This window comes from Micromonospora sp. WMMC273 (assembly GCF_027460285.1).
Lineage (GTDB): Bacteria > Actinomycetota > Actinomycetes > Mycobacteriales > Micromonosporaceae > Micromonospora > Micromonospora aurantiaca.
Map to the genome: position 1 here is coordinate 1466375 of NZ_JAPZBE010000001.1, position 20195 is coordinate 1486569.

A 20195-nucleotide genomic window follows, 5' to 3' on the forward strand; every position below is an offset into this window, starting at 1 on the left:
GCGGCCGGGTCAGGCCGGCGGATCGTCCCGGAAGAGAGCGTCCCGCACGCCTCGGCCGCCCCAGCGGGTGGCGACGAGTTCGGGACGAGGGCGGGTCGGCTCGGGCATCCAGCGGTGTCGTCTGGTGTCGGGCGCGGGGCGGTCCCAGTCGGCGATCAGCGCGAAAGGGTCGACGCCCCGGCCGCCTGGGCCGTCGTCACACAGCTCGCGGACAACCATCGCTGGATGGAAGCGTAGTTCCTGGGCCATCCTGCAGTCGTCGGCCCGCGAGGCGACCACGGCCCCGCAGCCTCGACAGGCGACGCAGGGGATCCATCCCACCAGCGACCAGCAGCCCGTGCGGACACGGTCATGGACGAAGCGCGTCCCGCGTACGTCGCCGGGTGAGAGGACGAAGGTGCCGGTGAGCTGATCACGGCCGTAGGCGGCCTCGTCGATCGCGTACGCGCCGGGATCCAGGAGTGGTGGATTCACGTGGTGGCAGTCCAGGACCGACCAGTGCGGCGCCGCCGGCAGTTCCACCAACCGGACCGGGACGCTCAGCGTGTTCCCGCAGCCCGCACACCGAAAGCGCTCCACTGCCGCAGTGTGACATCGCACCCGAGCCACGGCATCCGAAATGTGCTTTCCTCGGCGGGCCTGACCCAGCTGGTCCTCGATACCCCGGCGCGTCGCCGATAGGCTCGCGGCATGTGGACCTTCCGCAGTCCCCAGCTGGTCCTCTTCAGCGACGATCTCACTCGGGCAGTCGCCTTCTATAACCGGCTGGGATTCAGGGAGACCTTCCGGGTACCGACTGACGGCCAACCGATTCACGTTGATCTCGTCCTCGACGGATACAAGATCGGGATCGCCTCGGTCGCGTCCACCCGCGAGGACCACGGCTTGGACCCGGTCGCCGAAGGCCAGCGCGTCGCGGTCATCCTCTGGACGGATGACACCACCGCGGCCTACGAGGGCCTGGTCGCAGACGGAGCACCCGCTCTCGCACCTCCACACGTATGGCTCGGCCGGTTACTGATCGCGTGGACCGCCGACCCCGACGGCAACCCGATCCAGATCGTTCAATCCCTGTGATGCTGCCAACCCGCGGCTCGGTCTGCGGCCGGCCGTGTGCGCTCGCGCCGGGAAGCGGAAGTCCGATCACGGCAGGAATCCGGACCTGGCCTGGCGCTCAGCCAGGCCCGCATCGCAGGTGAGCTACGCATGGTGAGTGCTGAGCAAATTTCCACCACGCGAGGTTGGCGGTCACGTGGGCCACCGGCTCGATGATTTCCCACGCCTCGGCGATCAGCCCATCGTCGATCCGCCAGATGTCGACGACCGCGATCTCCGGTCCTGCGTCGGGAAGCCAGCGCCGCGAGTACATCACGACGTGATCGCCGTCGGCCAGCACCTGATTGATCTCGACCTGCATGCCGGCAAGCGGTACGAGCGCGGCGCGGACGGCGGCGAGCCACTCCGCTTTGGTCGATGTGGTCGTACCCGGCCTGTGGTGGACGAAGTCGTCACTCAGGAACGGGGCGATCGCATCGACGTCGCCCGTCTCGATCAGTCCTGCCAGCGCCCGTTGGACGATGCTCTTGTTCGCCGTGGTCATGGATGCAGTGTTCGCGTGACCGCTCCGGTTGTCGATGAACTCGGATTTCATGGCGTCCGGCGCGACGATGAGTACGCTCCATGATCGTGCGCACGGTCGGGGAACTCCTGCGGCAGTGGCGGCAGCGCCGGGGGCTCAGCCAACTGGATCTCGCGATCGCTGCGGACGTCTCGGCTCGTCACGTCAGCCTGGTCGAGACCGGTAAGTCCAAGCCGAGCCCCGACATGATCCTTCGACTCGCGGATCAGCTCCACGTGCCGCTGCGTGAACGCAACCGGCTGCTGCTCGCCGGGGGCTTCGCACCCCGGTACGCCGAGAGTCCGCTCGACCACAACGCACTGTCAGCCGTCCACGACGCTGTCCGGAGGGTGCTCCGCGCGCACGAGCCCTACCCGGCGGTGGTCTTCGATCGCCGGTGGAACATCGTGATGACCAACCGCGCCGTCGAGCCGTTCTTCGCACAGGTGGCTCCTCACCTGCTGCGACCGCCGGTCAACCTGGTACGGCTGGGACTGGATCCGCGCGGTCTCGCGCGCATGGTCGTCAACCTGGCCGACGTGCGCGCGGTGTTCCGCACCCGGATCTCACGCCAGCTCGCCACTGCTCCCGACGCTGAGCTCACCGCACTCTACGAAGAACTGTTGGCGCCCGAGCCGGAGAACACGTCGAGTCAACGGATCGAAGCGGACGTCGTGATACCGATGATCCTTCGCGTCGGCGGACGAGAGCTGCGGCTGTTCTCGACCATCACCACATTCGGCACCCCGATGGACATCACGATCGACGAGATCGCGATCGAGTCCTACTACCCGGCCGACGCGGAGAGCGCCGCCTACTTCACGACGTAGCGTCCTGTCAGCCGCTGGCAAGTCGGCTCCGACGGCCGACGGCACCCGGGTGTCACCCCCGGCTCAGGCCGAGCGCCTCGTCCACCCGATCCAGCACCGTCACGTCGTCGTGGCCGACGCCGCGCAGCAGGTCGATCGCTGTCGCCCGGATCTGCCCGACGATCATGGTGACCGGCAGCGGCGGGTCGGTCCGCAGCAGGCCCGCGGCGATCCGGACCGCCTCCAGCGCCGCCGCGTCGGCCCGCTGCGCGTGCCGGTCGGCGTCGGCGCCGGTGAGGTCGTGGGCCATGGCCTCACCAGCCGACCGTACGGCGGAGGTCAGCGCGCCGATCGCGGCGGCCAGCTCCGGCGGCGTGGCGGTGTGCCGGCGGGTCAGGGTCACGCCGGCCCGGGCCAGCACGCGGATGTTGCGGGCGGCGTAGTCGAGCTGCCGCAGTGTGGCCTCCACCTCGGCGAGCTTGCCCAGGTGCCGGCGGCGCAGTCCCAGCCGCAGCGTCTCGCCGGTGGCGAGCACCGCGGCCTGCATCTCGGCGACGCAGTCGTCCACCTGCCGCGCCCGGTCCAGCGCGGCGCGGGCGGCGTCCTCGTCGCAGCCCTTCAGTGCCGCGTTGACCTGGTCGAGCAGGTCGGCCAGGTCGGTGTAGCTGCGCCGGGCCTGGGCCACCAGTGGTGCCAGCGGGTCACGGGCGGCCATCAGCTGGCTGGCGGCGAGCGCCACCGCGCCGCCGATGAGCGCGTCGACGAAGCGGAACGGCATCAGCGTCCCGTTCGGCGCGGAGACCACGACCAGGTACATGGCCGAGACGCTGGCCTGCACGACCAGGGCACGTCGGGCCCCGATCACCACGAGCGTCGTGGTGGTCAGCAGCAGCACCAGCAGGACCGTCTCGGTGCCCGGGCCCAGCGCGTACACCAGCAGCTCCGCGACGAGGACGGCGGCTGCCACGGCGAGCAGGATCTCGACGGTCTGCCGCAGCCGTCGCCCGCGGGACTCGCCGAGTACGACGAGCGCGGCGGTCGGTGCGAAGAACGGGTCCGGGTGACGGATCACCAGCGCCGCCACGATCCAGGCGACCACAGCGGCGGCGGTCAGCTCGACCACTGTCATCCCGTCGCCGCGCAACCGCCCGACGGCGTCGCGCACCCAGGTCCGCACCGGTCGTACCCCTCTCGCCGGACAGGCCGGGACCCGGCCGCCGATTGATCTTCCGCGAGGAGGGCCACTACCCCGGCCGTGACCTGCTCAATCGCTGACGCCGGCAGCCGGCCTGGCCGACGACCCGCACCTGCCCGGGGTCAGCGGCGGATGAGGCCGAGTTCGGTGGCGGTGGCGACGGCGGCGGTACGCGACTCGACGCCGAGCTTGGCGTAGATGCGGGCCAGGTGGGACTTGACGGTGCCTTCGGTCAGGTGGAGGCGGGTGCCGATGCTGTGGTTCGACAGACCGTCGGCGACCAGGGCGATGACCTCGGTCTCGCGCCGGGTCAGGGTGGTGGCCGGCGTACGCAGGCGGTTCATCAGCCGGTTCGCGACGGTGGGCGCCAGCGTGGTGCGTCCGGCGGCGGCGGTGCGGACGGCGGCGGCCAGGTCCTCGGGTGGGGCGTCCTTGAGGAGATAGCCGGTGGCGCCGGCCTCGATGGCGGGCAGGGTGTCGGCGTCGGAGTCGTACGTGGTGACGATCAGCACACGCGGCGCATCCGGGCGGGCGGTGATCCGGGCGGTGGCTTCGGCGCCACCCATGCCCTTGCCGAACTGCAGGTCCATCAGGACGACGTCGATGTCGCCTGCGGCGGCGCGGGTGACTGCCTCCTCGGCGGTGGCGGCTTCGGCCACGACGACCAGGCCGGGTTCGGTTTCCAGCACGGCGCGCAGCCCGGCCCGTACGACCGGGTGGTCGTCGGCCAGAAGGAGGCGGATGGGGACGTCGTCGGTCACGGGCGGCCCTCGGGCTCGGTGCTGGTGGGCGGGGTGAGGGGAAGCTCGGCGGTCACGGCGGTGCCCCGGCCGGGCGCGGATGCGACGGCCAGGGTGCCGCCGAGGGCGGCCATGCGGGCGCGCATGGCCGCCAGGCCGAAGCCGCCGCCGTCTACGTCGGGGGCGGGCAGGTGGTCCGGGTCGAAGCCGCGCCCGTCGTCGACGACGTGAAGGGCGATGCGGTCGCCGAGATGACTGAGGGTGATCTCGGCGGTGGTGGCCTGGGCGTGGCGGACCGTGTTCGCGACTGTGGACTGGGCGATACGCAGGAGCGCCACCTCGTGGGCGGTCGGCAGCGATACGGGGTCGCCGACGAGGTGGAAGCGGGCGGTGAGGCGGTGGCGGGCGCTGGTGGTGGTGCACAGGCGTTCCAGGGCCCCGGCCAGGGTGGTGCCTTCCAGGGTGGGCGGGGTGAGCGCGGCGACGAAGCGGCGGGCCTCGGCGAGGTTGTCCACGGCGACCTGACGGGCCGCGTCGACGTGACCCGAGGCGGCACCGGGCCGGCCGGGCAGGGCGCGCTCGGCGGCGCGCAGCAGCAGCTGGATGCTCGACAGGCCCTGGGCGAGGGTGTCGTGGATCTCGCGGGCCAGACGCTCGCGCTCGGCGAGCACGCCGGCGGTGTGCTCGGCGCGGGCCAGGTCGGCCCGGGTGGCGGTGAGTTCCTCGATCAGCTGCCGGCGCTGCTCGCTCTCCCGATACAGGGCCTGGTACCCCCACACCACCCCGACGGCGACGGCGGCACCGAGCGCGGGACCGATCACCGTGGCCGGGGTGAAGGAGCCGGTGTGGGCGCCGAACCCGGCGACGGCCGCCACGGCGGTGACGATCACGGCGGCCAGGCCGGCGCGGCGCGGCAGCAGGTGGAGCTGGAGGAAGTACAGCGGGAACGCCACCCAGATCGCGTCGGGGGACAGGCCCAGCAACACCAGCCACACGGCCCCGACGGCGGCCAGCCACCAGGCGGCGGCCCGCCGCGAGCACCGGATGCGGGGGAGGAGCGGCCCGATGGCGTACGCCAGACCGCACGCCACCGCCACGGCAACGATCGAGCCGGCGTGCGGCCGGTCGTCGGCCACCGCCCGGCCGGCGGCCAGGACGAGCAGGCCGATGATCAGCAGGTGCAGGCACCAGGCCAGGGCTCGGGTGGTCGGGGTCAGGGCAGGGGCAGCGGTGCTCACAGTGCGTCCCACGTTACCGACGCCGGCGCCCCGAGGGCCTCTATCGAAAGTTAGAACCCGGGCGCCGTCCTTCGGCCCGCGAAGTGCCGCCCTAGGCCAGACGCGGACACGGGCGCCGGCCGCGATCGTGGAGTCGTACCGCTTCCACCGCCGAAAGGACAGGCCACTGCCGTGTTCGTCGCCTGGAGAGACCTGAAGTTCGCCAAGGGGCGCTTCGCCCTGATGGGTACCGTCATCGTGCTGATCACCCTGCTGGTCGGGCTGCTGTCCGGGTTGACGGCCGGACTGGGCCGGCAGAACATCTCCGCCATCACCGACCTGCCCGTCGACAGGATCGCCTTCCAGGCGCCCGGCGAGGGCCAGGACGTGTCGTACTCCAACTCCACTGTCACCGAGAAGCAGTGGCGGCAGTGGGCCGCGGCCCCCGGCGTGACCGGTGCCGAACCGCTGGGCATCACCACGACCAGGGCCACCGCCGGAGGCCGAAGCGCCGGGGTCTCCGCCTTCGGCGTCCAGTCCGGCTCCCGCCTGGCCCCCGACAGCGGCCGGATCGACGACCGCTCGGCGGTGCTGTCCACCAAGGCCGCCGACGACCTCGGTGTGCAGGCCGGCGACTCCGTCACCCTGGCCGGGCAGCGACTCACGGTGGCGGCCGTACGCGGCGACGCCTCCTTCAGCCACACCCCCGTGGTGTGGATCAGCCTGGGCGTGTGGCAGAGGATCGCGCCTCCGGCCGGCACCGGCGACGGCAGCCAGACGGCCACCGTCGTCGCCCTGACCACCACCTCGGACGCCGAGCCGGGAGCCACCGACCGGCAGGCGGGCACCAGGACGGTCTCCGTGGCCGACTCACTGTCCGCGATCGGCTCCTACACCTCCGAGAACGGCTCGCTACAGCTGATGCGCGGCTTCCTGTTCGCCATCTCCGCCCTCGTCATCGGGGCCTTCTTCACCGTCTGGACCATCCAGCGCAGCGGCGACGTCGCAGTGCTCAAGGCACTCGGCGCCCCCACCGCCAACCTTCTCAAGGACGCCCTCGGACAGGCCGTCGTGCTGCTCGTCGGCGGCACCCTGCTCGGCACCGGCATCGCCGCCGCGCTCGGCGCCCTCGTCGCCGGGTCCACGGTGCCGTTCCTCCTCACCCCGGTGACCGTCCTCCTTCCCGCGGCCGTGATCGTCGTCCTCGGCGCCCTCGGCGCCGCTCTGGCCATCCGCCGGATCACCTCCGTCGACCCGCTGACCGCCCTGGGGAGCGCCCGATGAGCCTGAACCTGACCGACATCACCCTCACCTACCCCGACGGTGAGGGCCGCCTGACCGCCCTCGACCGCGTCACCCTTGACGTACCCAAGGGCAGCCTGACCGCCGTGATCGGCCCCTCCGGCTCCGGCAAGTCCAGCCTCCTCGCGGTCGCGGCGACCCTCATCACCCCCGACTCCGGCACCGTCACCATCGACGGCACCGCCACCACCGGAATGACACGGGGCGAACTTGCCGACCTGCGCCGCCACAAGATCGGCATCGTCTTCCAGCAGCCCAACCTGCTGCCCTCCCTCACCGCCGCCGAGCAGCTCCAGGTGATGGCCCAGATCGACGGCCGCCGACCGGCCGGAGCCCGTACCCGCGCCGTGGAACTCCTCGACGCGGTCGGCCTCGCCGGCCAGGCCGACCGCCGGCCGCACCAGCTCTCCGGCGGCCAGCGCCAGCGCGTCAACATCGCCCGCGCCCTGATGAACGACCCCACCGTCCTGCTCGTCGACGAACCCACCAGCGCGCTCGACCACGAACGCGGCGCCGCCGTCATCGAGCTGATCACCCGTCTCACCCACCAGCAGAGCACCGCCACCGTCCTGGTCACCCACGACCGCACGAACCTCACCGCCGTCGACCAGGTCGCCGAAGTCCACGACGGCCGCCTTCACCTTCCGACGCCGGCCCGCTGAGGTACGGGTCGAAGGTGGTGCCTGCTGTACCCGGACTGGGCAGCCCGCTGGATGGTCGCTGTTCCCCCAGCTCAATAGCGTTTCTGGTGCGCGCAGATCCTGCCGAAGACACGGAGAGAGGCCACCAGAATGGGACAGACCGTCGAGCCGGCGGTACGCGTCGAAAGACTCACCCGCGTGTACGGCACCGGCCGCAACCAGGTGACCGCGCTCGCGGGCGTCGATGTCGACTTCGGCCGGGGCACCTTCACCGCGGTGATGGGGCCCTCGGGCTCCGGCAAGAGCACGCTGCTGCAGATCGCGGCCGGGCTCGACCGCCCCACGGACGGCCGGGTGGTCCTCGGCGGCACCGACCTGTCCGGGCTGTCCGAGACGCGCCTGACCGAGCTGCGGCGTACCCGGATCGGGTTCGTCTTCCAGGCGTTCAACCTGATCGGCGCGCTCACCGTCGAGGAGAACATCGTGCTACCCCTGCGCCTGGCCGGCGGCCGCCCGGACCGGGCCTGGCTGACCCACGTGGTCGAGCGGGTCGGCCTCGCCGATCGGCTGCACCACCGGCCGGCGGCGCTGTCCGGCGGTCAGCAGCAGCGGGTGGCTATCGCCCGGGCGCTTGCCACCCGCCCCGAGGTGATCTTCTCGGACGAGCCCACCGGCGCCCTCGACTCGAGGACCGCGGCGGAGGTGCTGGCGCTGTTGCGCGCGGTCGTGGACGAGCACGGGCAGACGGTGGTGATGGTGACCCACGACCCGATCGCCGCCTCGTATGCGGATCGGGTGCTGGTGCTGGCCGACGGTGCGATGGTCGCGGACCTCCCGCAGCTCGGCGCCGTCCGGATCGCCGAGCACCTGGCGTCGCTGGACGGGCGGGTCCTCCGATGACCGGCCTCGCCGCCCGCCTGCTGCGGCACCGCACCGGCCCCGCCGCCGCGACCCTGCTGGCCCTGATCGTCGGCGTGCTGATCCTGGTGGCGATGGGCTCGCTCGTCGAATCGGGGCTGCGGTTCCGCCCGGAGCCGCGGCTCTGGGCGAGCGCCGACGTGGTCGTCGCCAACCGCACGATCAGCCACACGTTCCGGGAGTTCGACGGCGACACCACCACGAGCACGGTGACGCTGCCCGAGGGTGGCACTGTGGACGCCGGCCTGGTGGACCGGATCCGCCGGGTGCCGGGCGTCACAGCAGTCACCGGCGACGACCGGGTGCTGATCGGCTCACCCGCCGCGGTGGGACACGGCTGGGACACGTACGTCTTCACCGGTCGCCCCCTCGCCGCGGGCGCCGCGCCGCGGGCCGACGACGAGGTGGTGGCCGACACCCGGCTCGGCGTGGTGCCCGGCGACCGCATCGACCTTGTCGTCGGCGGGTTCGGCCGGTCGTACCGGGTGAGCGGGACCGCCGAGACCGGTTCGGCCGAGGTGTTCTTCACCGACGCGCAGGCCGCGCGCCTGTCCGCCCACCCGGGCCGGGTGGACGCGATCGGCGTACGGATGGCACCCGGCGCCGACCTCGGTGCGGTGCGCGAGATCGCGACGGCGGCCGGCGCCACGACGTACGCCGGGAAGGACCGCGGAAACGCCGAGCAGTCGGCGAACCTGGCCGCCCGGAGCCTGCTGGTCAGTGCCGGGTCGGCCTTCGGCGGGTACGTCGTCCTGCTGATCGTGTTCGTGGTGGCCGGCACCATCGGGCTGTCCGTCCGGCACCGCCGACGTGACCTGGCGTTGCTGCGCGCGGTCGCCGCCACACCGGGGCAGGTACGCCGCATGCTGGTCGCCGAGGCCGCGCTGCTCGCCCTGGCCGGCTCCGCGATCGGCGGCCCGGCCGGCCTGCTGGCGGCCCGCTGGGTGCACGGCGAACTGGTCGGGCGGGGGTTCGTGCCGGCCGGCTTCCCGATGGCGGGCGGTCTGTTCGCGGTGCCGGCCGCCATCGGTACGGCCGTCCTGGTGGCGGTGGTCGCCGCGCTGATCGCCGCACGCCGGGTCACCGCCATCAAGCCGATCGAGGCGCTCGGCGAGATCGCCGTCGAACCCCGGCGCAGCGGCCCGGTACGGCTGATCGCCGGTGTGCTGACGCTGATGGCGGCCGGCAGCTCCGGGGCGTTCACACTCGGCGCCGCCGGGTCGGCCGGGGCGCTGGCCGGCGCGGTCGGCATGCTCTACCTGTTCGTCATCGCGGTGGCGCTGCTCGCACCGCACATCAACGCGTACGCGGCACGCCTGCTCACCCCGGTGCTGCCGCGCATCTGGCGGGCCGGCGGCTACCTGGCCGCGGCCAACCTGCGGGCGAACGCGCAGGGCATGGCGACCGTCCTGACCGCCCTCGTGCTGTCCGTCGGGTTCGGCGGTTCGGTCTGGTTCCTGCAGGACAACCTGGAACGGCAGACCGCCACGCAGAGCAGCGCCGGAACCCTCGCCGAGCGGGTGCTCGTCGCTCCGGGCGGACTTCCCGGGGACGCGGCGCGGGAGATCCGCGAGCTGGACGGTGTGCAGGCGGCCACCGGGGTACGCCGTACCCAGGTCGTGGTGCGGGCGCTCGGCGGCATCGAGCCGGTCGGCGCGCAATCAGTCGACCCGGCGGGCGTCACCTCGACGATGGACCTCGCCGTGCGCAAGGGCACCCTGGCCGACCTGCGCGCCGGCACCGTCGCCCTGTCCACCATGCAGGCGTCCTCGTCCGGCTGGGACGTCGGCGACAAGGCGGACCTCTGGCTGGGCGACGGCACCCCGGTCACGTTGGACGTCATCGCGGTCTACGACCGTGGCCTCGGCTTCGGCGACGTCACACTGGCCGCCGGGACGGTCGCCGGGCACACGGCGGGGAACACCGTCGACGAGGTGCTGGTCCGCGGCGGCCCGGACGTCGGCACCGCGTTGGCCACGTGGGCGGCGGCGCGGCCCGGCACCGAGATCCTCGACGCCGCGACCCGTACGCGCCTGCTCGGCACCGATCTGGCGCTCGGCGCCTGGCTGAACCGGCTGCTGATCGGCGTGATGGTCGGGTACGCGGCGCTGGCGGCGGCCACCACGATGGTGATGGCGGCACTGGCCCGCCGCCGCGAGCTGGCGTTGCTGCAACTGGTCGGGGTCACCCGGCGTCAGATTCGCGGGATGGTCCGGGCCGAACAGGCCGGGCTGCTCGGCACCGCGGTGCTGATCGGCGCGACGATCGCGGTGCTGACGCTGAGCGCGATCGTCAACGGACTGACCGGCAGTCCGATCCCGTACGTGCCGCCGCTCGGGTGGGCGGCGGTGCTCGGCGGTACGGCGCTGCTGGCGCTGGTGAGCACGGTGTGGCCGGTCCGGCGGCTGCTCAGCGCTCCGCCGATCGACAACATCGGCCTGAAGGAGTAGGAGCGGTGTCACCGCCTGTCGGGTTCCTCGGCCAGGATGGCGGCGCTGACCTCGTGCACGAACGCCCGGACCTCGTCGAACCGGCCGGGATCGCTGTCCTGGCCGGAGTCGTACCACCAGTCGCGTGCCCAGAAGATCAGGTCCGCCCATCGCGGGAGGGCGGCGGCGGTCCGCTCGGCGGCCTGCCGCTTGGACAGTTGCCGCCCGTCGCACATGCGCTGGTAGGCCCGGCAGAGCGTGAGCACCGCGTACGACTGGGCTCCGGGTGGGGTCATCTCGAGTACCCAGGCCGGCCAGTCGCGGACGTGGTCCCGCAGGGCGGCGCGGACGAGGCCGGGGTCGGCGGCGGGCAGCAGCTCGCCGGCCGGCGGCCCCAGCAGCGTACGGCCGTAGTCGTGCACGGCGGCCCAGGTCACGACGCGGTGGGTGGTGGCGGGCAGCAGGTGCAACGACTCCCCGGGACTGATCCGGGCGATCAGGTGGTCCCGGCCGGGAACGGCGCGCACCGCGGCCAGTGACACGTACTCCACCTCGATCCGGCCCGCCCACAGCGGGTGCCGCCGGTCGAGGTCCGCGTGCAGGTCGGCGAGTACGTCGAGGAGCTTCTCGTCCGGGTCGTCGGCGAGGACCGCGAGCAGGTCGAGGTCGCTGCGGTTCACGTCGAAGTCGCCTGTCACGAGCGACCCGTGCAGGTACAGGCCCAGCAGCCTGCCCGCCAGCGTGCGGCGCCACGCCTCGCGGAGGTCGGAGAGAACGGTGTCGGGTGGGACCACCAGGTGATCGTGCGCGACGGGTCGCCGCGGGGCCACCGACAAACCGGCCCGCACCGCCGGTCGTGCCTACGTGCTCGGCGGGTTGCGGTGCCGCTCGGCGAGGCCCGACGCGACCTGCCGCTGCGCGTCGTGCCGGTGCCGGTCGGCGCCGGCCTGGCGAACCGCAGCCGAATCCTCGTCCGACGGGCGCCTCGTCCGGTCGCGCCGGGCGACGAAGACGACGAGCGCGAGCACCACCACCACGATCACCGCGATCGACACCAGCATCGTTCTCATGCCGTCGACGCTACGGCCTACGCGCCAGCCTCGGCGTGGTGACGGTCAGGGGGCTGCTCCGTCCGCCGCCGGATGGCAAGCTCACGTCTCGTGACCGATGAGAATCCGGAGCTCGTGGAGGTACGCCGGTGAGGGCTGTCATCGTCGCGGCCGCTGTCGCGTTCGTCATCTCCCTGTTCGGCACGCCGGTGGCGGTTCGCGTCTTCACCGCGCTGAAGGCCGGTCAGCCGATCCGGTCGATCGGGCTCGCCAGCAACGAGCACAAGGTGGGTACGCCCACGATGGGCGGCGTCGTCTTCATCGTGGCGACGGTCCTCGCGTACGTCGCCGGGCACCTCGCCCTGACCACGCTGCCCGAACGGCAGATCGCGCAGGAGGGGCCGACCATGACGGCCCTGGTGCTGCTCGGGTTGTTCGTCTTCTGCGGCGCGGTCGGCTTCTTCGACGACTTCCTCAAGGTGCGCCGGCGCAACTCCGACGGACTGTCCGCCAAGGGCAAGCTGCTCGGCCAGGCGCTCGTCGGCGGCGGGTTCGGCGTGGCCGCGCTCTACGTGCCCAGCACCAACGGCCAGACCGTGGCCAGCGAGCACATCTCGCTCATCCGCGACATCAGCTGGCTGGACGTCGGCAAGGTCGGCGCGGTCATGGTCTTCATCTTCGTGATCACGGCGATGTCCAACGGCGTGAACCTCACCGACGGCCTCGACGGCCTCGCCACCGGCGCGTCGATCCTGGTGCTCGGCGCATACTCGCTGATCGGCTTCTGGCAGTACCGGCACTGGTGCGCCGACGACGGGTACGCCCGCGTCAACGAGTACTGCTACCAGGTCCGCGATCCGCTGGAGATCGCCATGATCGCGGCCGCCGCAGCCGGCGCCTGCGTGGGCTTCCTGTGGTGGAACACCTCCCCGGCGCGGATCTTCATGGGTGACGTGGGCGCGCTCGGGCTGGGCGGCCTGATCGGCGGGCTCGCGGTGGTGACCCGTACGACGCTGCTCTCGATCCTGATCGGCGGGCTGTTCGTCATCATCACCACGACCTGGGTGATCCAGATCGTCTCGTACCGCACCACCGGCAGGCGCGTCTTCCGGATGGTGCCGCTGCACCACCACTTCGAGCTGGCGGGCTGGAGCGAGTCCACCATCGTGGTCCGGTTCTGGATCGTGGCCGGTGTCTGCGTCGCCGCCGGCCTGGGCCTGTTCTACTCGGACTTCCTGGCGACCGTGGGATAGCGGCGCGAGACGCCGGCTCAGACGGGCCGTTGCGCGGTGTCGCCGTCGCGGAGGTGATCCAACTCGGCGAGGTACATCGCCTGCAGGCGGTCGTGGTGCCGGACCAGCAGCCGGACCTCCTCGGCGCTGTAGCCCTCGACGAGCCGTCCCGCCCGCTCGGCGAAACGCTCGTACGGCCGCTCCAGGTCGGCGATCCGCTCCGGCCGGATGGTGACGACGACCCGCCGCCGGTCTGCCGGGTCGCGTTCGGTCGTCACGTAGCCGGCCTGCTGGAGCCGGCGGAGCATGCTGGTGACCGCACCGGTGGTGAGGTTGGTCCGCTCGGCGATCTGCCCCGCGGTAGCGGAGCCGATGTCCGCCAGGTAGTCGAGGCACTCCAGGTCGCTCACCGCGAGGCCCAGCCGCTCCGCGATGGCGTACCGGAACACCATGGACAGCCGCGACGTCTCCCGCCCGGCGCGCATGAGGTCGGCGATCGCGGATGCGCGGGCCGAATCGTGGGACATGCGGGCAATCATGCCTCCGGCACGGTGACCCGGTGCAGCCGAGGTAGCACGCGGGTCAGCACCCAGTGCGGTGCGGCGGCGCCGCCGGTGAGGCGGTGCATCAGCTTGGCGGCACTGTCGACGGCGTGGAAGGCGTACGGCACCATCTCGTCCTGGTATCCGCCGATCGCTTCCTCCACCGGCGTGCCCTTCGTTCGGGCCTCGACCAGCTTGTGGCCGAGCAGGGCGGCGTCGCGCAGCGCCGTGTTGCCGCCGTGCGCGCCGAACGGCGGCATGACGTGCACGGCGTCGCCCATCATCGTCGCCCGGGGCACCGTCCACCGGTGCGGGCGCCGGCCGGTGGCGAACAGGTTGAGCACCGTGGCGTCCAGTTCGGCCGTGTCGACCAGCCGCCGGACGAGCGGGTGGAAGTCGATGCTCTTCCGGGCGGCCACGTGCCACAGCGCCCGCAGGTCCCCGCGGACGCCGGTGGGCAACTCGTCCCGCCGGAGCAGCAGTGCCCACATGACGTAGTCGTCGCCGGTGGGGGCGTAGCTGCCCGGAGCCAGGCGCGTGAACGCCTCCCGCGGGCTCTCGCCGAACCGCATCGAGGTGAAGAAGAAGGCGCTGCCCGGCCGGTCGGCGATGGCGAGGACCCCGCTGGTCCGCAACGCGTCCGGGATGACGCTGGCGCCGTCGCGCCGCAGCGGCGACCGGCCGTAGATGCCTGCCATCGGGGTGTCCGCCGGGTCGGCGTCCGGCGTGAGCTGCGCGCGCAGCGCCGAACCGACGCCGTCCGCGCCCACCACGACTGTGGCCGCGGCGGCCCCGCCGTCGGAGAACCGCAGCCGCAGCCCGGCCGGGCCGCCGCTGTCCACCGCGACGCCGTCCTTGCCGTAGTGGATGCGCCCGTCCAGCCCGGACTGCAGGATCGACCGCAGTGTCAGCCGGTCCACCTGACGGGTCTCGTGCGGGTCGTGCTTGAAGGTGATCGTGAAGGCGTCCCGCAGCCGCCTGTCGGTGAAGCGCAGGTGCCCGCCGGGCTCGTCGCCGGTGGCCAGCGCCAGCCGGTACAGCGGCCGGGGCAGGCTCTCACGCAGCGCCGCCAGCCCGTACCGGTCGAGGATGATCCGGTATCCCTGCCGCCGGACGAAGGGGCCCGGGTCCCGCTCGTAGACGTGTACGTCGATGCCGGCGCGCGTCAGGTACTGGGCGAGACAGAGGCCGGAGAGGCCGGCGCCGGAGATCGCCACCGAGAAGTCCGTCGATGTGCTCATCCAATTACCTTAATCATTAAGATGATTCGGGCAAGGGTCACTGTGAACAGTCACCTTGGACGAATACTCAAGTTGGTTGTATATTCGGCTCATGGGATCGGCATCGCGTCCCGCGCTACGGGAACCGTCGTACTTCGTCCTCGCCGCCCTGCTCGGCGGGCCGCTCCACGGTTACGCCGTGATCAAGCGGGTGACCGAGCTGTCCGGCGGGCGGGTGACCCTCGCCGCCGGATCGCTGTACTCGGTGATCGACCGGCTGCTCGGCGAGGGTCTCGTCATCGCCGACGGCGAGGAGATCGTCAACGGGCGTGCCCGCCGCTACTACCGGCTCACCGACGAGGGCTGTCGCGTACTCACCGACGAGGCCGACCGGCTCGCCCAGGCCGCCCGGGTGGTCATGGACCGCCTGCCAGGCCGGGTCGCATCGCAGGCAGGTGCCCGTCAACCTTCCACCGTGAGGATCAGACCCGCATGACTTCCGATGTCCTGGAGAAGCGTTACCGCATGCTGCTGCGGGCCTACCCGGCCGGCTACCGGCGCGAACGCGCCGACGAACTGATCGACACGTTGATCGGCGACGAACCCACCACCCGTCGCTGGCCCAGCGCCCGGGAGGCGGCCTCGCTCGTCCGCGGCGGCCTGCGGGTGTACGGCGGCAGCACCGCCGTCCGGTCCGCCGCCGTGCTGTTCTGGCAGGGCCTCCACCTCGGCGCCCTGGCGGTGCTGGCGCTGGGAGTCCTCATCGGGCTGGACGACATCGTCGAGGCGTTGCAGTACGGCGGGCTCACGGACCCCCTGACCGTCCTGCGCAACCAGGGCGTCCACGAGCTCGTGCTGACCGCCGCGCTGGTGGCGCTCGTCGCGGGTCGCGCCCGTACCGCCGCCGTCCTGGCGGTGACCGCGGCGGTGGTGCCGAGCCTGATCTCGCCGTACCTGTTCCTCAACGGCCTGCCGCAGTGGTGGGCGCCGGTCGTCGCCGCGCCGCTGATCGTGCTGGGCCTGCGGCGCCCGGCGGACGTGCCGCCGGCGCCCCGGGCCAACGCCGTCCTGGTCACCGCCGGCATTCTCGCCCTGCATCTCATCCCCGCGGGTGGCCTCCGCATGGTCGACGCGGGTCCACGGATCGCCGCCGCCGCCCTGGTGATCGCCGGGGTGGCCGCCTTCCTGTGGGTGGCGACGGCCGACCAGCGGCTGCTGATCGCCGTCGTCCCCACCCTGCTGCTGGGCACGCTGCACCAGCTCGACAACGCCGGGTTGACGGGGGAGCTGCTGCGCCGGCCGGACGCCCTGCCGTCCCTGGTCGTCGCGGTCCTGATGGCTGTCGTCGCGGTCGTGTCGACCCGGCAGCGGCGGCGCACCCGCGCCTGATCGGCAGGCCACCAATCCGGCTACGGTCCGGACCGTTGGGCAAGAATCGATGGGACGACTGTTGTCCTACGAGCCGTACATTCCGGAAGCGCGACGGGTCTGTGTCCTGGTGGGAGCATTACGTCAACCGGCACCCGCCAAGATCGGCGCCCGCAGAATGCGCCGTGCCTATCTCAAGAGCTGGAAAGGTCCTGGCGGAGCTGCGCTGCTGTCCCGCCGCGCCACCCCGTTCGTGCAGGCCATCCTCGTCCTCCAAGCCCCCTGGAAATGCCCGCCAAACGCGATGAAAATGGCTCATTATTGCCATTCGCAAGTAGGGATCCGGCCGGCGAGGTCGTCGACGAGGATTAGGGTGTGGCCTAGGGTGACTGCGTCCGTAGCCACCTGATGACTGCTCGACGGCGAGGACCGCCTGAGCGTCGGCCTAATTGGCGCAAGCTTCGCCCCATGCTTATCGTCCAAGATCCGACAGCAGGATCGGACCCGTTCGGCTGAGCTTCGACTTCGCCTGCCGTCCGTAGTATGACCGCACGTCCTTGCGAACGCATTCTCTACGGTGGAGGAGAAGCGTGGAACTCTTACCTGCCGCCGTCCGGACTGACGGGCGCTTCCTGAGGGTCCTATCCACCCGGAATAGTCGCCCTGGTGCAGGTCGTCCGAATCGGAAAGTTCGGGCTCCGAAATGGAGAAGAGTGGCATACGTGACGTTCTACTAGGACACAACAAGGAGGCGACCGTGGGTTGTGCATGCGTCAAGGCAGGTAGGCCGAAGTGCAAGTGGTGCAAGGAGGCGGAGGGACTCCGGAGGCCACCGTCGGGTCATAACTGTCAATGGGGAAGTTGTTCCTAAGCTCCTATAGAAGTCGGAGCCTTGCGGACTGGGTGGCTGTGCTTTCGCACCCGTCCTGGCGAGGACGTTTCGTGGTTGGAGGTATCAGTGGGTCTCTTCAGCAGGAAACAGAAGGAGCGGCGGACGGTGCCACCCCCGCCGCCATCTACGGCGAGCAGGGATGATCTGGACCTCGCCCGGCGGGTCATCCAGGACTTTCTCGCGGTGGTCGGTAACGACGCGAGGATGCGGCAGACGGCATCGGCGTTCTCGCGTGCCGGCGGCGGCCCAGCGGATGTGGAAACAGCGCTAAGGAACACCATCGAGACGGGCCAGACGGGCATGGATCGCCCCTGGCACTGGCTCGCCGCTGTCTGTCGAGAAGCGCGATCGGCCGGGGACGTGCCTCTCATCGCTGCCATCGCCCTGTTCGTCAACATCTGGGATGCCCAGTTGAGAGACGTTGTGGAATTGGGCGACATCAACGACATGATGTTGGCGCCCCCGCCGGCCGAAGTCGTCACGGAGGTGTACGCCGTCGCTGTTTTGGCCCTGCCCGAGCATGCCGTCAACCAGCAGGTGGCAAGCAATGCCAGCGGCACCGTGCGGATGGGCGACGTACGTCTGAAATGCGCACTCGACCTACTGGGAGGCGACCACCATGTCTCTCCTGAGGCGAGGGCGGCGGCGCAACGAATCTTGGACCGCTGACGAGGCCGACGGATCCCTGCACATCTGGGAAGGGTTGCCGAATGGACCATCTACTCGATCTGGCACGACAACAACTCGAGCACGTTAAGAGCGCCCTCACCAAGATCGGCTTGCGGTACACCGAACTTGATCCGTTCGTCATGGGGGTCGGTGTCGGAGTTCCGTTCGGGCCGCAAGAATACGTTGTCATCTCGGTTTCCGGTGGCGGTAACGAATCAGTGGTCAACGTGACCTCCGGGGTCCTTGAGGACCTTCCACAAGGCCCTCTCAAGATCCTTACCGTTTGCAACAGCCTCACTCGCGACAACCCCATCTTCCCGCACTTCCTCCATGACGCACAGGCGGGCTGGGCCGTCTTGGTCCAACACCGGGCACCCGCCGTGGTCCTGTACGACGTGCCAGGAATGATGCAAGTGATCGTGGAGAACATGCCAGTCGTTGCACGAAAGAGCCGCGAGAAGCTGACCGAGGCCGGATTGACGGGCCGTGCGTTGGACTGGAACCAGGCCGACGCGTACCACCTCCTGATCCGCTCCCTTATTTAGGCGGAGTCAGGGAAGGGTCGGGCCTCCCGAGAGTCGTTCGTTCGTTGTCGGCTCGCTCGCCTCCTTCGGCGGAGGCTCGACCCGCGCTCGGCACCGGATACCGATCAATCGCAGCCACTGGCAGTGGAGGGTGAGGAGTGGCCGGCGGGCAGGAACAGGTGATACTCGCCGTGCCCATTCAAGGGCTCGTGCCTACTGCCGAGCGTGGTGGTCGCGTACCCCTGCTGGCACGTGGAACGAGCGAGCAGCCGGCAGCCGGGGGCACTCACCGCGCGGTTCCTGGAGTGCGCGGCGACCACCCACGGCCCGGTATGCCGGTACGGAGCCGCGGCGGCTGCAACTCGGTTGTGTGCCGCTGCCCGGTCTGGCAGCCTGGCTGCCTCGGTCTGACGAGAGGCGGCCATGACGCGGACCTTCCTGCAGCCGGACGACCTGCACGACCTCGTGTCGGACCAGTTCGGCTCCGACCGGCGCCTCGCCGCCCTGGACCGACTGACCGGCGGCACCAAGAAGGGCGTCTACCGGCTTCGGCTGGACGACCGGACGACCGTGATGCTGTACGTGTGGGCCGCGGCCGAGAACTACTGGCCACCGTCACCGGCAGTCCCGGACGACCCGTTCACGGATGCTTCGGGCGCCGATCTCTTCGCCGCCGGCCACGAGGCGCTCACGGCAGCGGGTGTGCGCGTACCGCGTCTGATGATGATCGACCGGGACGGCCGGCACCTCGACGCCGACATCGCGCTCGTCGAGGACGCCGGCTCGCTCCGGCTGGAGGCGTTGCTGGAACACGATCCGGCCACCGCCGCCGGGCCGCTGTCCGCGCTCGGTGACGCCCTGCGTCGCATGCACACCGCCTTCGGCCCGCACTACGGCAAGGTCGCAGCCGTCGCCCGAGGTGAGGCATCCCAGACGCGGCGGACCGAAGACGTGATCGTCGACCGCGCGCTCGGCCACCTCGACGCGGCAGCGGCTCGCGACGCCCGGCTGGCCGATGCCCACCACCGGCTCACCGCCCACGTACGCCGTCTCCGGAGCGCGGTCGCCCCGCGCGAGGAGTACGGGCTGGTGCACGGCGAACTCGGGCCGGATCACGTGCTCGTCACCGCCGCCGGCGAGGCCGTCATGATCGATTTCGAGGGGCTGACGTACTTCGACGTCGAGTGGGACCATGCCTGGCTGCAGATGCGTTTCGACGAGGCCTACCCGGCGCTGCGTCCGGTCGATCTCGATCCCCACCGGCTGGCGCTCTACCGGTACGCGCAGACCCTGTCCCTGATCGAAGGGCCACTGCGGATCGCGGACACCGACTTCCCGGACCGCAAGTGGATGCTGGACCTCGCCGAGTGGAACATCGCCAGGGCGCTCGCCGCGATCTGACGGCATCCTCAGCCGGCCGGGCCGACGTGTGCCGCGAGCAGGCGCCACCCCTCGTCCTCGTCGAGGATCCATGTCCGCGTGTAGCGGACCCGGGCGAGAAACGGCTCACCGGCGAGGGTGCCCTCCACGGTGCCGAGGAACCATGTCACGCCGGTGTCACCGGCCACGAGGACCGCCAGGTCCTCCTCGTCCACCCGGGTCATCGTCTGCCGGCCGGATCGGTGCACGTGCAGGTCGTCCTGCTTGGAGTAGAGACGGCCGTCCGGACCGGTGAACACGAGACGGTCGTCGATCAACCGATCCAGCGCCGCGACGTCGGAGGACAACTGGGCCCGTTGAAGGCGCCGTTCGGCGGCGCGTAGGGCCTCGACCCTGGCGAAATGCGCGCCGCCGCTGGGCAGGATGCTCATCCGCGAACCTTAGCCCGGT

At 71.2% G+C, this 20195-nt stretch carries 22 protein-coding genes; 12 read left to right on the forward strand and 10 right to left on the reverse strand.

Features of this window, described 5'->3' with window-relative positions; all coding sequences use genetic code 11:
* Positions 1 to 9: 9 nt before the first annotated feature.
* Entirely contained in the window at positions 10 to 522 is a 513-nt protein-coding gene (locus tag O7611_RS07030) for a hypothetical protein (protein ID WP_269696424.1), read from the reverse strand.
* 168 nt (positions 523 to 690) lie between these two features.
* Here O7611_RS07030 and O7611_RS07035 point away from each other — a divergent pair, with 168 nt between their 5' ends.
* Positions 691 to 1077: a VOC family protein gene (locus tag O7611_RS07035; RefSeq protein WP_269696425.1), complete on the forward strand. Its 387-nt coding sequence runs from the start codon at positions 691 to 693 to the stop codon at positions 1075 to 1077.
* Between the two features lie 97 nt (positions 1078 to 1174).
* Here O7611_RS07035 and O7611_RS07040 read toward each other — a convergent pair whose 3' ends face one another.
* On the reverse strand, positions 1175 to 1600 hold the full coding sequence (locus tag O7611_RS07040; protein WP_269696426.1) for a nuclear transport factor 2 family protein: 426 nt from the start codon (positions 1598 to 1600) through the stop codon (positions 1175 to 1177).
* A gap of 80 nt (positions 1601 to 1680) precedes the next feature.
* Here O7611_RS07040 and O7611_RS07045 point away from each other — a divergent pair, with 80 nt between their 5' ends.
* Positions 1681 to 2448 (forward strand): helix-turn-helix domain-containing protein, encoded by a 768-nt coding sequence (locus tag O7611_RS07045; RefSeq protein WP_269696427.1) that lies wholly within the window; start codon positions 1681 to 1683, stop codon positions 2446 to 2448.
* Positions 2449 to 2500: 52 nt separating this feature from the next.
* On the opposite strand, the gene O7611_RS07050 is transcribed toward O7611_RS07045, so the two are convergent.
* The 3 genes from O7611_RS07050 to O7611_RS07060 all read right to left on the reverse strand — a co-directional run bounded on the left by O7611_RS07050 (position 2501) and on the right by O7611_RS07060 (position 5600).
* On the reverse strand, positions 2501 to 3604 hold the full coding sequence (locus O7611_RS07050; RefSeq protein ID WP_194800756.1) for an FUSC family protein: 1104 nt from the start codon (positions 3602 to 3604) through the stop codon (positions 2501 to 2503).
* A 140-nt stretch (positions 3605 to 3744) separates the two neighbouring features.
* Positions 3745 to 4383 carry a response regulator gene (locus O7611_RS07055; protein WP_194800757.1) on the reverse strand — a complete coding sequence of 213 codons (639 nt, stop codon included), beginning with the start codon at positions 4381 to 4383 and terminating at the stop codon, positions 3745 to 3747.
* Entirely contained in the window at positions 4380 to 5600 is a 1221-nt protein-coding gene (locus O7611_RS07060; protein WP_194800759.1) for a sensor histidine kinase, read from the reverse strand. Before O7611_RS07060 ends, O7611_RS07055 begins: the two co-directional genes overlap by 4 nt.
* Before the next feature lie 171 nt (positions 5601 to 5771).
* Between O7611_RS07060 and O7611_RS07065 the strand changes: the two genes are divergently transcribed.
* From O7611_RS07065 to O7611_RS07080, 4 genes are all read left to right on the forward strand, one after another.
* A complete protein-coding gene (locus O7611_RS07065) occupies positions 5772 to 6863 on the forward strand; it encodes an ABC transporter permease (protein WP_269696428.1) in 1092 nt (363 codons plus the stop codon).
* Positions 6860 to 7543: an ABC transporter ATP-binding protein gene (locus tag O7611_RS07070; protein ID WP_194800761.1), complete on the forward strand. Its 684-nt coding sequence runs from the start codon at positions 6860 to 6862 to the stop codon at positions 7541 to 7543. Before O7611_RS07065 ends, O7611_RS07070 begins: the two co-directional genes overlap by 4 nt.
* Before the next feature lie 129 nt (positions 7544 to 7672).
* The gene (locus O7611_RS07075) at positions 7673 to 8422 is read left to right on the forward strand and encodes an ABC transporter ATP-binding protein (protein WP_194800762.1); all 750 of its coding nucleotides are present in this window, start codon (positions 7673 to 7675) and stop codon (positions 8420 to 8422) included.
* Positions 8419 to 10890, forward strand: a complete 2472-nt coding sequence (locus tag O7611_RS07080; RefSeq protein ID WP_269696429.1) for an ABC transporter permease — start codon at positions 8419 to 8421, stop codon at positions 10888 to 10890. Before O7611_RS07075 ends, O7611_RS07080 begins: the two co-directional genes overlap by 4 nt.
* An 8-nt stretch (positions 10891 to 10898) precedes the next feature.
* Here the strand turns inward: O7611_RS07080 and O7611_RS07085 are convergent, their stop codons facing one another.
* Both O7611_RS07085 and O7611_RS07090 read right to left on the reverse strand, forming a co-directional pair.
* Positions 10899 to 11663 (reverse strand): aminoglycoside adenylyltransferase domain-containing protein, encoded by a 765-nt coding sequence (locus O7611_RS07085; RefSeq protein WP_269696430.1) that lies wholly within the window; start codon positions 11661 to 11663, stop codon positions 10899 to 10901.
* Positions 11664 to 11729: 66 nt separating this feature from the next.
* Entirely contained in the window at positions 11730 to 11939 is a 210-nt protein-coding gene (locus O7611_RS07090; RefSeq protein WP_194800765.1) for a hypothetical protein, read from the reverse strand.
* A 128-nt stretch (positions 11940 to 12067) separates the two neighbouring features.
* Between O7611_RS07090 and mraY the strand changes: the two genes are divergently transcribed.
* A complete protein-coding gene (gene mraY / locus O7611_RS07095; RefSeq protein WP_269696431.1) occupies positions 12068 to 13171 on the forward strand; it encodes a phospho-N-acetylmuramoyl-pentapeptide-transferase in 1104 nt (367 codons plus the stop codon).
* Between the two features lie 17 nt (positions 13172 to 13188).
* Here the strand turns inward: mraY and O7611_RS07100 are convergent, their stop codons facing one another.
* Complete coding sequence (locus tag O7611_RS07100) at positions 13189 to 13677, reverse strand: MarR family transcriptional regulator (protein ID WP_228532060.1); 489 nt, start codon at positions 13675 to 13677, stop codon at positions 13189 to 13191.
* Between the two features lie 8 nt (positions 13678 to 13685).
* Positions 13686 to 14933 carry an FAD-dependent oxidoreductase gene (locus tag O7611_RS07105; protein WP_194800768.1) on the reverse strand — a complete coding sequence of 416 codons (1248 nt, stop codon included), beginning with the start codon at positions 14931 to 14933 and terminating at the stop codon, positions 13686 to 13688.
* A 91-nt stretch (positions 14934 to 15024) separates the two neighbouring features.
* Here O7611_RS07105 and O7611_RS07110 point away from each other — a divergent pair, with 91 nt between their 5' ends.
* The 5 genes from O7611_RS07110 to O7611_RS07130 all read left to right on the forward strand — a co-directional run bounded on the left by O7611_RS07110 (position 15025) and on the right by O7611_RS07130 (position 19766).
* On the forward strand, positions 15025 to 15408 hold the full coding sequence (locus tag O7611_RS07110; RefSeq protein WP_194800769.1) for a PadR family transcriptional regulator: 384 nt from the start codon (positions 15025 to 15027) through the stop codon (positions 15406 to 15408).
* Entirely contained in the window at positions 15405 to 16301 is an 897-nt protein-coding gene (locus O7611_RS07115) for a hypothetical protein (protein ID WP_269696432.1), read from the forward strand. The genes O7611_RS07110 and O7611_RS07115 overlap by 4 nt, the downstream gene beginning before the upstream one ends.
* A 937-nt stretch (positions 16302 to 17238) precedes the next feature.
* Positions 17239 to 17841, forward strand: a complete 603-nt coding sequence (locus O7611_RS07120; RefSeq protein ID WP_269696433.1) for a hypothetical protein — start codon at positions 17239 to 17241, stop codon at positions 17839 to 17841.
* A gap of 41 nt (positions 17842 to 17882) precedes the next feature.
* Positions 17883 to 18386, forward strand: a complete 504-nt coding sequence (locus tag O7611_RS07125; RefSeq protein ID WP_269696434.1) for a hypothetical protein — start codon at positions 17883 to 17885, stop codon at positions 18384 to 18386.
* Positions 18387 to 18788: 402 nt separating this feature from the next.
* On the forward strand, positions 18789 to 19766 hold the full coding sequence (locus O7611_RS07130; protein WP_269696435.1) for a phosphotransferase family protein: 978 nt from the start codon (positions 18789 to 18791) through the stop codon (positions 19764 to 19766).
* A gap of 8 nt (positions 19767 to 19774) precedes the next feature.
* On the opposite strand, the gene O7611_RS07135 is transcribed toward O7611_RS07130, so the two are convergent.
* On the reverse strand, positions 19775 to 20176 hold the full coding sequence (locus O7611_RS07135) for a nuclear transport factor 2 family protein (RefSeq protein ID WP_194800772.1): 402 nt from the start codon (positions 20174 to 20176) through the stop codon (positions 19775 to 19777).
* Positions 20177 to 20195: the final 19 nt, after the last annotated feature.

Bases quoted from the DNA above. Each gene is read 5' to 3' on its own strand.
- O7611_RS07040 (WP_269696426.1), bottom strand. From the start codon at position 1,600: ATGACCACGGCGAACAAGAGCATCGTCCAACGGGCGCTGGCAGGACTG.
- O7611_RS07070 (WP_194800761.1), top strand. From the start codon at position 6,860: ATGAGCCTGAACCTGACCGACATCACCCTCACCTACCCCGACGGTGAG.
- O7611_RS07135 (WP_194800772.1), bottom strand. From the start codon at position 20,176: ATGAGCATCCTGCCCAGCGGCGGCGCGCATTTCGCCAGGGTCGAGGCC.
- O7611_RS07075 (WP_194800762.1), top strand. From the start codon at position 7,673: ATGGGACAGACCGTCGAGCCGGCGGTACGCGTCGAAAGACTCACCCGC.
- O7611_RS07105 (WP_194800768.1), bottom strand. From the start codon at position 14,933: ATGAGCACATCGACGGACTTCTCGGTGGCGATCTCCGGCGCCGGCCTC.
- O7611_RS07080 (WP_269696429.1), top strand. From the start codon at position 8,419: ATGACCGGCCTCGCCGCCCGCCTGCTGCGGCACCGCACCGGCCCCGCC.
- O7611_RS07110 (WP_194800769.1), top strand. From the start codon at position 15,025: ATGGGATCGGCATCGCGTCCCGCGCTACGGGAACCGTCGTACTTCGTC.
- O7611_RS07035 (WP_269696425.1), top strand. From the start codon at position 691: ATGTGGACCTTCCGCAGTCCCCAGCTGGTCCTCTTCAGCGACGATCTC.
- O7611_RS07045 (WP_269696427.1), top strand. From the start codon at position 1,681: ATGATCGTGCGCACGGTCGGGGAACTCCTGCGGCAGTGGCGGCAGCGC.
- O7611_RS07090 (WP_194800765.1), bottom strand. From the start codon at position 11,939: ATGAGAACGATGCTGGTGTCGATCGCGGTGATCGTGGTGGTGGTGCTC.
- O7611_RS07115 (WP_269696432.1), top strand. From the start codon at position 15,405: ATGACTTCCGATGTCCTGGAGAAGCGTTACCGCATGCTGCTGCGGGCC.
- O7611_RS07100 (WP_228532060.1), bottom strand. From the start codon at position 13,677: ATGTCCCACGATTCGGCCCGCGCATCCGCGATCGCCGACCTCATGCGC.
- O7611_RS07130 (WP_269696435.1), top strand. From the start codon at position 18,789: ATGACGCGGACCTTCCTGCAGCCGGACGACCTGCACGACCTCGTGTCG.
- O7611_RS07125 (WP_269696434.1), top strand. From the start codon at position 17,883: ATGGACCATCTACTCGATCTGGCACGACAACAACTCGAGCACGTTAAG.